Annotated in this window: 13 protein-coding genes and 1 tRNA gene; 11 read left to right on the top strand and 3 right to left on the bottom strand. The window is 54.4% G+C overall.

Going from position 1 to position 14,329, the window contains the following annotated elements:
• Window positions 1–3 precede the first annotated feature (3 nt).
• From FHR27_RS18025 to FHR27_RS18055, 7 genes are all read left to right on the top strand, one after another.
• Entirely contained in the window at window positions 4–699 is a 696-nt protein-coding gene (locus tag FHR27_RS18025) for an ABC transporter permease (protein ID WP_042555480.1), read from the top strand.
• The gene (locus tag FHR27_RS18030) at window positions 696–1,385 is read left to right on the top strand and encodes an ABC transporter permease (RefSeq protein ID WP_042555481.1); all 690 of its coding nucleotides are present in this window, start codon (window positions 696–698) and stop codon (window positions 1,383–1,385) included. The genes FHR27_RS18025 and FHR27_RS18030 overlap by 4 nt, the downstream gene beginning before the upstream one ends.
• 33 nt (window positions 1,386–1,418) lie before the next feature.
• The gene (locus FHR27_RS18035; RefSeq protein WP_179539197.1) at window positions 1,419–2,648 is read left to right on the top strand and encodes a methyltransferase; all 1,230 of its coding nucleotides are present in this window, start codon (window positions 1,419–1,421) and stop codon (window positions 2,646–2,648) included.
• 508 nt (window positions 2,649–3,156) lie between these two features.
• Window positions 3,157–3,516 (top strand): helix-turn-helix transcriptional regulator, encoded by a 360-nt coding sequence (locus FHR27_RS18040; RefSeq protein WP_179539198.1) that lies wholly within the window; start codon window positions 3,157–3,159, stop codon window positions 3,514–3,516.
• Window positions 3,516–4,781 (top strand): type II toxin-antitoxin system HipA family toxin, encoded by a 1,266-nt coding sequence (locus FHR27_RS18045; protein WP_179539199.1) that lies wholly within the window; start codon window positions 3,516–3,518, stop codon window positions 4,779–4,781. Before FHR27_RS18040 ends, FHR27_RS18045 begins: the two co-directional genes overlap by 1 nt.
• Before the next feature lie 146 nt (window positions 4,782–4,927).
• Window positions 4,928–5,003: transfer RNA gene (locus FHR27_RS18050), tRNA-Thr, on the top strand.
• Between the two features lie 172 nt (window positions 5,004–5,175).
• Window positions 5,176–6,498 carry a tyrosine-type recombinase/integrase gene (locus FHR27_RS18055; RefSeq protein ID WP_179539200.1) on the top strand — a complete coding sequence of 441 codons (1,323 nt, stop codon included), beginning with the start codon at window positions 5,176–5,178 and terminating at the stop codon, window positions 6,496–6,498.
• A gap of 199 nt (window positions 6,499–6,697) precedes the next feature.
• Here FHR27_RS18055 and FHR27_RS18060 read toward each other — a convergent pair whose 3' ends face one another.
• The 3 genes from FHR27_RS18060 to FHR27_RS18070 are packed head-to-tail and all read right to left on the bottom strand — an operon-like array spanning window position 6,698 to window position 9,136.
• On the bottom strand, window positions 6,698–7,234 hold the full coding sequence (locus FHR27_RS18060; RefSeq protein WP_179539201.1) for an ATP-binding protein: 537 nt from the start codon (window positions 7,232–7,234) through the stop codon (window positions 6,698–6,700).
• Window positions 7,231–7,698, bottom strand: a complete 468-nt coding sequence (locus tag FHR27_RS18065) for an ASCH domain-containing protein (RefSeq protein WP_179539202.1) — start codon at window positions 7,696–7,698, stop codon at window positions 7,231–7,233. Before FHR27_RS18065 ends, FHR27_RS18060 begins: the two co-directional genes overlap by 4 nt.
• Entirely contained in the window at window positions 7,658–9,136 is a 1,479-nt protein-coding gene (locus tag FHR27_RS18070) for a GNAT family N-acetyltransferase (protein ID WP_218878501.1), read from the bottom strand. The genes FHR27_RS18065 and FHR27_RS18070 overlap by 41 nt, the downstream gene beginning before the upstream one ends.
• A 1,128-nt stretch (window positions 9,137–10,264) precedes the next feature.
• Here FHR27_RS18070 and FHR27_RS18075 point away from each other — a divergent pair.
• From FHR27_RS18075 to FHR27_RS18085, 4 genes are all read left to right on the top strand, one after another.
• On the top strand, window positions 10,265–11,242 hold the full coding sequence (locus FHR27_RS18075) for an integrase domain-containing protein (protein WP_179539204.1): 978 nt from the start codon (window positions 10,265–10,267) through the stop codon (window positions 11,240–11,242).
• Window positions 11,239–11,568, top strand: coding sequence for a hypothetical protein (locus tag FHR27_RS26965; RefSeq protein ID WP_257026942.1), 330 nt, complete (start codon window positions 11,239–11,241; stop codon window positions 11,566–11,568). Before FHR27_RS18075 ends, FHR27_RS26965 begins: the two co-directional genes overlap by 4 nt.
• Before the next feature lie 183 nt (window positions 11,569–11,751).
• Window positions 11,752–12,303 carry a YfbU family protein gene (locus tag FHR27_RS18080; RefSeq protein ID WP_179539205.1) on the top strand — a complete coding sequence of 184 codons (552 nt, stop codon included), beginning with the start codon at window positions 11,752–11,754 and terminating at the stop codon, window positions 12,301–12,303.
• Window positions 12,303–14,117 (top strand): hypothetical protein, encoded by a 1,815-nt coding sequence (locus FHR27_RS18085; protein WP_179539206.1) that lies wholly within the window; start codon window positions 12,303–12,305, stop codon window positions 14,115–14,117. Before FHR27_RS18080 ends, FHR27_RS18085 begins: the two co-directional genes overlap by 1 nt.
• Window positions 14,118–14,329 lie beyond the last annotated feature (212 nt).

Consider the following 14,329-nt stretch of genomic DNA (forward strand, 5'->3'; position numbering starts at 1 on the left):
TCCATGAATTTCGACCTTTCCGGATTCGGCCCGGCCCTGGCCGCCGGCACCCTGATGACCATCCAGCTGGCGCTCAGCGCACTGTGCCTTGGTCTGGTGCTCGGCCTGCTCGGCGCCTTCGCCAAGACTTCTCCGTACAAGCCGCTGCAGTGGCTTGGCGGCACCTACTCGACCATCGTCCGCGGCGTGCCCGAGCTGCTGTGGGTGATGCTCATCTACTTCAGCACCGTCAACGTACTGCGCGAGCTGGGCGAAAGCCTGGGCGTCGGCAGCCTCGAGCTGAGCCCTTTCGCAGCGGGCGTCATCGCCCTTGGCCTGTGCTTCGGCGCCTACGCCACCGAAGTGTTCCGCGGCGCCATCCTGGCGATTCCCAAGGGCCACCGTGAGGCCGGCCAGGCCCTGGGCCTGTCCAAGCCGCGCATCATCTGGCGGGTGATCATGCCGCAGATGTGGCGCATCGCGATGCCAGGCCTGGGCAACCTGTTCATGATCCTCATGAAGGACACCGCCCTGGTATCGGTGATCGGCCTGACCGAAATCATGCGCCAGTCGCAGATCGCCGTCACCGCGACCAAGCAGGCCATGACCTTCTACCTGGTCGCCGCCATCATCTACCTGAGCCTGACCATCATCTCCATGATCGGCCTGCACTTCCTCGAGAAGAGAGCCTCGCGCGGCTTCGTAAGGAGCACTCAATGAATTGGGAGCTGATCATCAAGCACCTGCCGAAAATGGCCGAAGGTGCGTTGCTGACCATCGAACTGCTCGCGGTCGCCGTGGTGGCCGGCCTGATCCTGGCGATACCGTTGGGCATCGCCCGCGCCTCGCGCCTCTGGTACGTGCGCGCCCTGCCCTACGGCTACATCTTCTTCTTCCGCGGCACGCCGATGCTGGTGCAGTTGTTCCTGGTCTACTACGGCCTGGCGCAGTTCGATGCGGTGCGCCAGGGACCACTGTGGCCCTACCTGCGCGATCCATACTGGTGCGCGGTGATCACCATGACGTTGCACACCACTGCGTATATCGCCGAGATCCTGCGGGGCGCCATCCAGGCCGTACCACCGGGCGAGGTCGAAGCGGCACGGGCGCTGGGCATGTCGCGGGCACAATCGATGCTGCACATCATCCTGCCGCGTGCCTCTCGCATCGGCCTGCCGGCGTACAGCAACGAAGTGATCCTGATGCTCAAGGCCAGTGCGCTGGCGAGCACCGTCACCCTGCTGGACCTCACCGGCATGGCGCGCACGCTGAACGCGCGCACCTACGTGAACATGGAGTTCTTCTTCACCGCCGCTGTGTTCTATCTGGTGATCACCTTCGTGCTGATCAACGCCTTCAAACTGCTGGAACGCTGGCTGCGCGTCGACGCCTGCCAGGGCCGCTGAAGTGACGGGGCCCGCGCCCCGTCACCCTTCGCCATGACCCGCACTCACTCTCTCCAGCCACTCAGTGGCGATGCCCTGCTCCAGCGCTTCCAGGCGCTGGACGCATTGCTCTGCGCGCACCAGGCATTGTGGAAGCCACGCCCCTTCACCCATCGCCTGCTGCCCTGGGAAAGCCAATACCCCGAGCTGGGCAACTGGCTGCGTGGCCGCACGCTCGAACAAGCCGAAGCGGCCCACAATCAACCGACAGCATTGCAGGCCGCTCCTGCGCCCTTTCCCGAGCTAGCCGCCCAAACGGCACTGCTGAGTGAAATTGGCGACCTGCCCCAGCACGCGTCTCGCCAGTTGCCGTCACGCTTTTCGGTGGATGTACCAGGCCGCAAGTGGCAACAGATCCGCGCCTTCAGCGACAGCCTGCAGTTCCAGCGCATACCCCGGCACTGGCTGGACTGGTGCGCGGGCAAAGGCCACCTCGGCCGCGTGCTCGCCCATGACGGCCAGGCGCTGACCTGCCTGGAGTACGATCCTGCTCTGGTCGCCAGCGGCAGCGACCTTAGCCAGCGCCTGGGGATAACTGCACAACACATCGAACAGGATGTGCTCGCTGACACCGCCAGCGAGCGAGTGCTCGCCACCCATACGCCCGTCGCCCTGCATGCCTGCGGCGGCCTGCACGTGCGCCTGATGCACCTGGCCAGCGCGGCAGGCTGCCAGCAACTGGCGATCGCTCCGTGCTGTTACAACCGCACTGCGGCAGGCAGTTACCGCGCGTTATCCACAGCGGCCCAGAGCTCGCCTCTCGACCTGTCACTGGATGACCTGGCCCTGCCCATGAGCGAAACCGTCACCGCCGGCAACCGTGTGCGCCAGCAGCGCGATCAGTCCATGGCCCGGCGCCTGGCCTTCGACCTGCTGCAACGGGAATTGCGCGGGGTGGACGACTACCTGCCCACCCCATCACTGCCGCCCGCCTGGTTGAAGAAAAGCTTCGCCACCTACTGCCGCGACCTGGCGGCACTGAAAGGCCTACCACCGCCCGAAGAGCGCGACTGGCAGGCGCTCGAAGCGGCCGGCTGGCAGCGCCTCGCCGAAGTACGCAATCTGGAATTGCTGCGCGGCCTGTTCCGTCGCCCACTGGAGCTCTGGCTGGTGCTCGACCGCGCGCTGTATCTGCAGGAACAAGGCTACAGCGTGCGCCTCGGCCAGTTCTGCCCCGCCCACCTCACGCCCCGCAACCTGTTGCTGCTCGCCGAACGCGCCTGAGTTGCGCACACAATCTGTGGATAACTCTGTTCACAGATTCTGAGCAACAGCCGCCAAGCCCCCTCCAGCAAGGCCCAATCAAAGCTGATCATTTTTTGATCAGACAAAAAATCCATATAGAACAATATCTTGTAAAAGCTGCTAAAGGCTGCGTAGGAAATAGCCAAAACGATCTACCCGCCCTGCATTTGTGCATAAGCCGCTCCAAGGCGTCAGAAAAAGAGCAGCAAAAACCTGCCGCAAGCGGCTTTACTCGTGCGAATGAACGGATATGAAAATGGCACTTCAATAGCCAGGCAGATTGATTCTGCCCCGTTCAAACGTAGCGCGAATAACTGCTTCGCCGACATTCGAAACATCAATACTTCACAGCCGTATTTTGCAACACTGATACTTCATCCGAATAACCATGAATTATGCATACTTCAAATATCAAAATTGAGTCATATAAGCTTCACTCAATGGAATTGAAGTATGGATACTTCAAAAGTGCTTCTGGAGATACTCGATGAGAACGACCCTTCTTGAGCAAATCAAACGGCGCCGCAAGCAGCTGGGGCTAAAGGGTATCGATATGCCTGCGCGGACGGGCATCAACCGTCAGCAATACGGGCTGATCGAGAAAGCTGGCAACCCGAACCTGGAGACTCTGGACAAGATAGCGGAGGGCCTGGAGGCAGAACTCATGCTGATCCCCAAGGAAGTTCTCCGCGACGTGCAGGGCATCGTGAAGACGGCAGCCACCAATCAGCGTCCTCGTCTCACTCACTCCATGAGCGATGCCGCACCTGATGCCGATCATAATGAAGAACGTGACGACGTCGGTGACCCATGGGCGATCCTGGCAATGGCAGAAGGACAAGCGTAATGGCAGCCGAAGAGGTTTCGGCGCTGCGTCTGTCCTTGCAGGGCCAGCTGGTCGGCTACGTAGCCGGGTTCGACAGCAACCGGAACTTGCTTTCGCTCGCGCCCGAATACATTGACAACCCGCAGCGCCTGTCGCTGACGCTATCGATGTCATCCCAGAACAAGTTCCAGGCCATTGCACCTCGGCTTTTCCCCCTGGCGCGCCGCATGCAGCTCCACCCTCTGTTGAGCAATCTGCTGCCGGAGGGCGCACTACGAGAGCTGCTCGCGCAACGACTGAAAATCGACCAGATGAATGAGTTCCCGCTCATGGTTCACCTGGGTGCCGATCTTCCCGGGGCCCTGCTCGCTGAGCCGGTGCCAGCCGATGACGTACCCGACTACGCATTCGGCGACCGCGGCAGGCTGGACCGAATCGCGATAGATGCCATGGATCGGGTAGCGCACTTTTCGCTGGCTGGGGTGCAGATGAAGTTCTCCATGCGCAACCGCGATGGTCGTTACATCATGGGCGACTCGAAGGAGCCGGGAGACTGGATCATCAAAACCCCTTCGACCAGGCACCCATACGTTCCAGCGAATGAGTTCACTTGCATGACGCTAGCCGGCCTGATCGGGGTGGCCATCCCGGAGATCCGCCTGGTAGGCATAGAGCAGCTGGAGCAACTTCCTGAAATCAACTTGCCAAACGAGTCCGTAGCCTACGCAATCCGCCGCTTCGACCGGGAAGCGAACCAGCGGATTCATACTGAAGATTTCGCCCAGGTGACCTTCAGCTATGCCGCGCAAAAATACGAGGCAGCAAGCTATGAATCGATCGCCGGGCTGATCTACAAGAACGTCTATGCAGGCCAGCTCGACGTCATTCAGATGGCCATACGCCTGCTGGCGAACATCCTTCTGGGCAATGGCGATGCCCACAAGAAGAACTGGAGCATCATTTACAGAGATGGGATAACACCCTCTCTCTCACCGGCCTATGACATCCTCTTCACCAGGGTGTACATGGGAGACGAGCAAGAGCTCGGCTTGTCGATGGCGGGCACCAAACGCTGGTACGACGTAACCATGGAGCACTTCATGGCTTGGGCAGACCGGGCAGACCTGCCGAAATCAGCGATCAACTACAACCTCAGACAGGCAATCAACGCGGCCCGCGTGCATTGGCCACAGGCGCTTGCGGAAAGCCCTATGGCCGAGCAACACAAGAAAGCCCTGAGGGCCCACTGGCGCGCTCTGCAACCCGACTTCAGGATTGAAGCCTGACTTTTCACTGATACCCGGGTGCAGCCTGATTTCTCATTGAAGACTCGCGCTGCGCAGCAGCACTCAACAAGGCAAAGATTTCAGCGAAACAAGCTATAAGCCGGTTTACAAGGTTTTACCAATGGCTATAATGGCGACCCTCAAATGCCGGTATAGCTCAGCTGGTAGAGCAACTGACTTGTAATCAGTAGGTCCCGGGTTCGACTCCTGGTGCCGGCACCATACAAGGTTCCAGAGAAGGCTTTCAAAATCTCTGAAACCCCCGAAAAACCCGCCTTCTGGCGGTTTTTTTCGTTTTGGCGTTCCGTCGGATTCCGCCAAAATCTTATGGATACCAGCCGTTTTAAGGATAAAGATAGGGGTAAGGTCATTCGATAAAGGGAGGAGTACCCTTATGTCGCGCACCACTGCCCCGCTCTCTGATTCGGCTTGCCGTTCAGCCAAGCCCACCGACCGCGCCTACAAGCTTTTCGACGGCGACGGCCTCTACCTTTTAGTCCAACCCAATGGCCGCAAAGGCTGGCGTTTCAGGTATGTAAAACCTGATGGTCGTGAAGGACTGACCTCGTTTGGCAACTACCCCGTGGTCGGCCTCGCCGATGCGCGCAAGAAGCGGCTGGAGGTCAAGCGGATACTGGCGGAAGGCATCGACCCCATCGAGTCCAAACATCAAGCCAAGACGCAAGCCACAATCCGAGGCCGAACCTTTGAGGACGCAGCCTTGGACTGGCACAAAGCGATGTCTGCCAAATGGGCTCCGGGCCATGCCAAGACGGTCCTGAGCCGCCTCAAAACCCATGTTTTTCCTCTAATCGGTGATCGCGCTATTGTCGACCTAGACACTCACGACTTGATGCAACCTCTGGAAGCAATCCAGAAGCGTGGCACGATTGACGTCGCGTTAAGGGTACAAAACTACCTGCAAAGCATCATGCGCGAGGCGAAACGTGCTCGACAGATCGCAGCAAACCCTGCCTCCGACCTTGAAGGTTTGATCAAAGCCCCGAGGGTAGTTCACCGCCCAGCTTTACCCTTATCGCGCCTGCCTGAATTGCAGGAGCGCATCGACACCTACAAAGGACGAACGCTGACTCGGCTGACAGTCATGCTCTCTCTACATGTGTTTGTCCGCTCGAGCGAACTGCGCTTCGCCCGCTGGAGCGAGTTCGACCTCAAGCGCGGCACCTGGGAGATACCGGACACTCGACCCGCGCTGGACGGAGTACCCTTTTCAACAAGAGGTACGAAGATGGCGGGGGACATCCACCTTGTACCCTTATCGCCGCAAGCCGTGACTCTGCTTGAACAGATCCACGTCCTCACCAGCAAATTCGACCTGGTGTTTGCAGGCGATGCCAAGCCCTGGAAACCCATGTCTGAAAACACAGTGAACAGCGCGCTTAGGAAGATGGGCTACGACACCAAAACCGAAATCTGCGGCCATGGGTTTCGGTCGATGGCCTGTAGCGCGCTGATTGAGTCAGGGCTGTGGTCGGAGACAGCCATTGAAAGGCAGATGAGCCACAAGGAGAGGAATAACGTCCGAGCGGCCTATATCCACAAGGCTGAGTTCATCGAAGAGAGGAGGCTGATCATGAACTGGTGGAGCCGGTATCTTGAGGTCAATCAGCAGGAGCATGTCACCCCGCACGAATTTGCGAACCAGGCCGGCGCAAATGTCACTCGGCTAAGGATAAAACGTGGCGCAACAGACTAAGCGCTCGGCCTCCGGGCCACAGCTCCACACAAGGAAAATGGGTTTGTATTGATTACCGCTTGCATGAACGTTGAATAGCAAGGCCTTTGACGACTGGCTGCATTCTCCCCTAGCCGGTCGAAGTGAAGCCAAAGTACGCATCCCCACAGCATAGGCAGGATCGTGCACGTCGTCCGGCCTTTCACTTGGGTAGAATTGCTTATTGGTCGGCTTTCAAAATTACTGCTGCGACCGCTGCGGCGAAGGTATCAGGGCCACATTCCCCTAGAATGTGAAGTGGTATTCCGAGTTCATCGCACACTAACTGCGCCTGAGCGCGCTCCGCGGCTAAGAACTTGATAGTGTGGTCAATATCCAATTCCCGGCTATCTCGTTCTCGTATGCGAGTCGCAATTGTATTAGCGTCCGCCTCCAGCAGCAAAACTCCATCGAGGCGAAGAGCCTTAAAAACGTCCGCAGCCAAAGGTGAAAATTCACCCTGAGCATCCAGCAACACAAAATGCCCGTCCAGCAGTAACCGAGTGCCAGCCTCATTGTGGCGAGTGACAGCATTCGCCAGTGCTATCTGATTGGCGTCCACATCACCGACCCGTTTATCCGTCCCCCAGTCAGGTAACGCGCGCTCCTCCTTGATCAGCTTACTAGCTGAGGTTTGCGTTAGACCTAAGGCTTTAGGAAGTTGAGAGGCTAGGAAAGTCTTACCAACACCGTGTACACCTGCGACGAATATGTTCACACTGATCCCTCCGATGGAAACATTGCGCGCATTACGCGTGGGAAATCGTTCGGACCTAGATAGAGAAAGGACTGAGGTGGTGTGAAGTTCGCGAAAAGATCCTTTGGATCGACCTGAACTTCGGCGATCTTTATGCGCTGGATCATCACACCGAACGCAGTCTTCTTTCCTTTGACATAAGTCTTGAGTTCGTCATAGGTCACGCCGCCCCCGTTGGCATCCGCCAAGGTCCAGAGACTCTCAAAATCACACTCCTCGACCCGGTCGATAAAGGCTACCCCTACCAACCTTTGTTTTGGTGCTGATGAATACAACACCATGACGCCAATATCGTTGGACGGCCAGCTGCGACGCAACTCAACACGCTTCGTTCCTGCAAGGATCAGGTCAGCGTATTTGGGCTTTATCGAAAGCAGGACCGCCCTACCGCTGGGTTGCTCGAATGATTCGGGAAAAAGACTCATCAGTTATTTTCGTGATCGATTGAATAGGCCCTCTGACAATCCGCAAACGCTTAAGGTGCGCATAATCAAGGGGGGGCTCGAAGTGGCATATCAGACGGAATAGCATCACCTTGGTCTCAGCCCTGGCCATTTCCACTATTTGCTGGTCAGAGTACACGGTTCTACGGCTCACAATCTGAGCGATCTCGTCGGCGGCTTCCGACCACACATATCGTTCAACAACACCCAGCGTCGTCAACGCACGCATGTCGCCACTGCGATAGAACATTACGACATCGCCTGGACGCGGCTGTTTGCTGGGAGTGTGACAAAGGTATGCGAGTTTGATCGCATTGCTGACATGCCGTTGCGGATGGTTATCAGGCAATGCATGTCCTGGACGCTGATAGTCAGGGAACAAAATGTCATGGTACTGAGGCTGAATTGGCACTATAAATTTATGGACATCATCACCGCCCATGTAATGCGGATAATAGAGCTGGACGTACTGGAACGGGTCCATCTGTAGCGGAGGCGGAGCGACAGGATGCGCTTTTACGTAAACCGCGTCCCCTTGGTAAAGCCCCTCGTAGCGAAAACCGAAGTCTTCAATCAGAGTGATCAGTTGTGATTGCTGAACGTTGTTAGCGTGCAGGAAAATCGACTCGCATTGGTGGTTTGTCGCGTACTTAAAGGCAGCCCGGAGAAACAGCTCTCCGAGCTTCCTTCCACGAACGGTTTCGCCAACCTTGAACGTACAGAGTTTCAATGCCCTGCCGACAAGCACCTCACCATCGTCCGTTACAGCCTGGTCGGCCTGAACAGCGTAAATACAGATAGCCGCTATAGCCTGATGAGCGTCTTCGCGATAGACCCAAGCACGACGCCCCTCCATGGCCTTACGACGAAACCAATCGTTAAAACCATCGTAGCCCGCACGGATACTGTCGAAGAATGGCCCAGCCAGTTGGTGGGTCAACGTATGGATTTCAACGTCTTCAATGTGCGGGAGTCGCACCTCACCAGGCTCATGGAGCCGGCGCAGCCAGTCGTCGGCAGTCTGGATGAAGTACACGCGGCTACTCAGTCCGCGTGCCCGCGCCTTACGGTGCAACCCCTGATCCTCGGTCACCAAAACGTGCGCTGCATCATTCTCTAACGCGTAGAGAATTTCATTGTCACAAGCGTCGTTTACCGAAGTTTCAGGCGAGTTCCATGGACAAGCCGGCCCAGCCTGCAGTTGAGTGTACTGACCGAGCCTAGCCAAAGTGCGCTCGCGCCGAGCCTCATCAGTGTCACGCCTGATGTCCGCGGCTGACGCAGGGTGGTAAAGCAGTTGGTAGCCGTGCGCACTGCACAACCTAACGAAGTTTGTAAGACTGGGCTGCAGTACCACCATGGAGTCCTGAAGCGGGATCAGGATGTTGGTGTCTAACAAGAAACGAAGACGCAATGCCAAGGATGCCTCCAGGTGGCGCGGTCTAACGCACGACATTAGCTGTCGAACACGAGGTTACGCCCGTTGACTACTCTCGCCACTCAACCCAAGACATTGCTGATGGACTGATGTTATTTAGCCACGGAGTCTAGGCAGACAGCCGGTAAACCGCAACGCACATCGCTTCCGAGCCCTGAATAGAGAAAATACAAACAGTCGGTCAGATGGGGCGGGATAACACAGCGTTCGAAATCTAGATGATCCGCTTGTCCACGCGGGTCCATCCAAACAGGGCTGCAAAGCCGCCCTGCTTGGATGGACCTCATTTAAAAAAACTAAAGCCCACGCAAACTGTCTGTGGAAAACCACTGATTTCCACCGGTGGATAATTTCATCCACAGCAGCAGAACTCCCGAAAATTCGAGCCTTGACCCGAATTATCCACAGGCGTAGAAAAGATCGGGCAAAGCGCTGTCGCTGACAGCAACCCCAGGTAGCCAGAACCTTTAAGGCTACGCCACACCGTGGTGGTTCTCCCAAAGTGCGATTAGCGTCCGGCGGATCGCACGGTCACAGCGATGTGATGGATGCCTACTTTTACCAGTGTGCCCACTGCGGCAACTCATCCCCCTTCATAGCTGCCCTGCAGCAACCTATCCACTTGGCCATTCCCGTGCGCCAACCTGCGCCCGTCTCTTTCTCCCGGAAAGAGACGGGCGCTCCTACCACTGCTGCAGCCCACAACGTACAAGGCTTTGGGGCATTCCCCCTCGTGACAATCGACGTGACAAACACCGAAGTCACCAGCAACAGCGATGCCGATGATGGTGCCGCAGCCTACGGAATGGACGGCACCTGACTGACAGTCAGGCATGCCCCGGTCATCGCATCACTGCCTTCACCAGACTCAGAATCTCGCGGCACCGGTCTCGTCAGCCAGTGCAGCCTCTACCCGCCCACTTCTTCGGAAGTGTTCAGGAGGCCAGATCATGAGATGCCCAAGCTCCCGGTCGTAAAGAGCCGTCAGTCCCGCGTTAGTGGACAACCCTCACAGGTCGCAGGGGCCTTGATCCCTGATAACACTCAACATTCTTGGCGGGATGACGTGGGGAAGGTTTTAAAAGTATTGGCTTCGAGAAGAGTTCGATCATGGCATTGGTAGGCAGGCGAGATGGACGCAATTTTGGCTATGGTCGGCAACTGAGCTATGCCGGACCGCAGGCATTGAAAGACCTGTTTGGCGGTGGGCATTACGGGACGGTCAAAGCACACAGTGATCGGTGGCTGGCGTTTGTACGCTGGTGTCGGTCGGAGGATGGGCCAGGCGTCAACGATGCGCGACAGATTGATCGGCAGACCTTGCTGGACTACACCGGACATCTGCGCCAACAAGTTGAACAAGGTGAGCTCGCTATCGCCACTGCGCAAAACCGGTTGTCCAGTGTGAATCGAACCATGGCCGCGCTTCGCGGTGATCAGTATGTGAAAGTGCCGAGTCCGAGCAAGGCGCTGGAAATGCAGCGCACCACCATCCGCATGACAGTTCCACAAGGCCAGGATCGCGAACACGTGATGCGCATCGTCGATGCGCTCCGCGAACAGCATCCCCGTGCCGCCGCCATCGTGCAGTTGGCACGCGCCACCGGCATGCGTTTGCGCGAGGCGATCTTGGCCGACCTGCCGCGTCTAAAACGTGAGGCCGAACAATACAGCAAGATCAATATCCAGGATGGTACCAAAGGTGGTCGCTCTGGCGCGTCGGCGCCTCGCTGGATTACGGTAGATGAGCAAATTCGTGAGGCGCTGAGGTTTGCCGAACAGGTCTCGCCCGACGGCAGCCGCAACCTGCTTGCACCTAACGAGAGCTACCTCGATTTCCAACCGAGTGTCGTCCGCCCCGCCCGAGATATCCTCCATACGTACAACCTCAAAGGCTTCCACGAACTACGCGCGGCCTATGCGTGCGAACGCTATGAACAGATCACCCACCACCTAGCGCCCATCAACGGTGGCAGGTGCAGGCGGCTCAATCCGCGCCTTGATCGAGAGGCACGATTTCAAATCAGCTATGAGCTGGGACACAGCCGAATCGACGTGGCATCGGCCTACATCGGTGGCCGAGAATGACCAAGACATTCGATATGGAACTGTTCCTAGCGGGAGTTCTAGCAGGCTCGCATACCACTCGGCAACGCCATCTCCGCCAAGCCAAAGCTATCCAAACGGCGATCGCGGAACGCTGGAAACGCGATAATCCCTGGACATGGCAGCGTAAGCACCTAGCATGGTTTCTAAACTTCTATGTGAATCAGCATGCTGGATCGACGCGATACTATTATCTACTGACCATAAACTTGATCGTTCATCGGTTACAAAAATCTTGGCAGATCAGCGATCTAGATGATTGCAATCAGCCGGCGATCCGAATGAAGATAGATTTCTGTAAGAGTTAATTTACCCCTACAGTTCAGCTGAACAGAGGACGCGTATATGAGTTACCTAAAAGTTCGTCGATTGCAAATGGAAAGCTAGGAAACGCAATATAAAGCCAGAACTTGTTACGCCCATAAATTTTAATACCTCGCACGTTATTTACTGCGAGCTTTCACCTCAACACCATCGGACCTATCGAAACCATGAAAATATCAAACCCAGAAAAACTAATTATTCTTATGCTTAGTGAGATTTATGACAAGCTAGAACTAAATGATGTAGACACTCATCTACTCCGCTCTGCCATCCACTCTGAAAATACTTGGGCAATCGATTGGGAGATGTCCGGCGTTTTTGGAAGCGAGGTAGAAGCGACTCCCCCACTGGTTAGTGAGATAGTAGACTATTTAGATATGTGGTCATTCCTTGAGGAGGCGTATAGCTTATTTGACTCAGCCAGCAAGGAAAAAATTGCTTGTGAAGCTGAGCCGTTTGGCAAGCACGTGCGCTTTCCAGGGTTTGACGGAAACAATGAACATGATGCCCTATCAATCGTCAGAATTTTAGTAGATGACATGGGTAGATTCAGCCGATTCAAGGGGCGAGAAATAAATTCCCACGCACCATTAATTCCAGCATATGCCCGGATGTATAAGGTATTCGAACCAATTCGAGCATCCCTTTCTGGAATTCGCCACCTAAGTCCCGAACAGGTCATTTCCGTACTTAAAGCAATGCGCTACTCGGAGGCATAATGAGTACGTTACGGTATCTGCAAGACGCTGTTTGGGAAAAATTGCCGTTTGAAGATTTCCGGCCGCGGTTTTTTGTTGAGTCATATAGCGAGAAACTGCGGATGTATACTCCACATTTTTATCAATCACGATTGCTAAATACATTTAGCGCTTGCTTAGAAATGATAGAGCATGTCGATGCCTATCAAGAAAACGATAAAAATGGAGGGTACATCCTCTCCTCTATGGACGAAATTATCGAGTGCTGGGAAAGTGACCCTATCGCTCAAGAGATTTTTAGTGAGCTTGCAGCCCTAAAGGCTGACCTTGCCAAGAAGGTTAAATCTGGCGAACTTGACTCAAACGTACAGGCTCGGCTAAAGGTACTATGCCGCACAATAATCGGACGGCAGCAAAAATACCTTAGCATACTTTTAGAACGACTGGAGGAGGCGATAGTTGGAACGTGCGACTTGGCGCAGACAGAGCGCATAACTGCTTCAATTGATCGCCTCACCGGCCTATATACCACATTCTTACTAAACCAAGGTTATTCACCTACTTATCTTTATAACCGTTGCGCTATGTTCTTTCGAAAAAATAATTACTCGGGAAGAAATTTCTCCGAGCAATTCAGAATGGTGACTGAACGGTTGAGGAACCAACAGTCTCAGTTTGATATCTATTACGGATTTCATGCAGCTAAACCGAACATTTTGCTTTCCGTAAACGATGAGCCAGGCATGAAAATTTTAAGTGACGCACCAAAGGAAATTGCCGAACTTAAGGATGCTCAGAAGGACACGGATATTAATGTTCTTGCAAAACTGACACTGACATCAACTGATTATATTTCGGCCGCTCTTCAAGCAAAGGAAAAAATTGATCGCTTTTTAGATACCACTACTGCATTTGAGTTTGGGAGCGAATTTCGGATTTCAGATAACTGCATAACGATACGGCAAGGTCAACTTCCCCATAGAAGAAAACTAAACGTCGGAGAGCTACTCGCATTTATTTCTAGCGAAAATGGTACCGCCATTCCACACGACAGCCTCGCCATACACAACGTATTTAAAAGTCTGAATGAGCCTGCGAAGGAGCAATTAGGTAGATCTCTTAGACACTTGAGACTAGCAAAAGTCTCGGTCTCCCTAGAGCAAAAACTTTTAAACCTATGGATCGCACTTGAATCCCTATTTACAAATACGGGCTCAAGCATTATTGGGAACATCTTAGATTTTGTTCCTCCATTTTATGCGGTTGCGGGGATACCTAGACGTGTACGATTTTTGCGCGAACTTCTCACAGCTAACAACATAACGGTGACACCACTAATTGCTGACAGCATTTATTCTGAAAGTACCACTTTCACCGATTCACTAAGTGATGAGCAGGTATTTCTCATACTCAGGAATGCTGACGCGGCAAAGGAGCTTTTTTACAGCATCGAGAAAAAAGAACATCTGAAATTCAAGCTTATGAAAATATTCAAGGAAATTGAAAACAACAAATCCATATCAGTACGACTAGCGAAGTCTAAGACAGACGTTAACCGTCAACTTAGAAGAATTTATTTTCTCAGAAACAAAATTGCACATACTGGACACTTCCGAGGTGTTCGTCCTCAACTAGTAACTCATCTTCTTGACTACGTTGCCACCACATATCGCGTTATAGCGGCGGCGGCAGGCAAGGCACAGGACGGGCATACCTATTCTATTTCAGAGCTACTAGCAGCTGCCAGCATGGGAACTGACCTAATAAGCGCCAAGATATCATCGAAGGATGAAATATCTACACTTGATCAGATCACACTACAAGCGGTGATATAGATGCAACGCAAGATGTTTTAGGATGCCATCAATTAGGACATATTAGATTTTTATATGGTGCCTGCTTCGAATCTAGGACTTTTCGATAGCAGGCGTCAAGTTTATTCAAATACGCTGCGAAAAAATCCTGTCGAAAAAGTAGCGGCCACATGCCATCATGCCTTACCTCCACATCCTACACCAGCCAAAATTAGTAAATATCTATATTAAAT

The sequence above is a fragment of the Pseudomonas flavescens genome, from assembly GCF_013408425.1.
Classification (GTDB): Bacteria; Pseudomonadota; Gammaproteobacteria; order Pseudomonadales; family Pseudomonadaceae; genus Aquipseudomonas; species Aquipseudomonas fulva_A.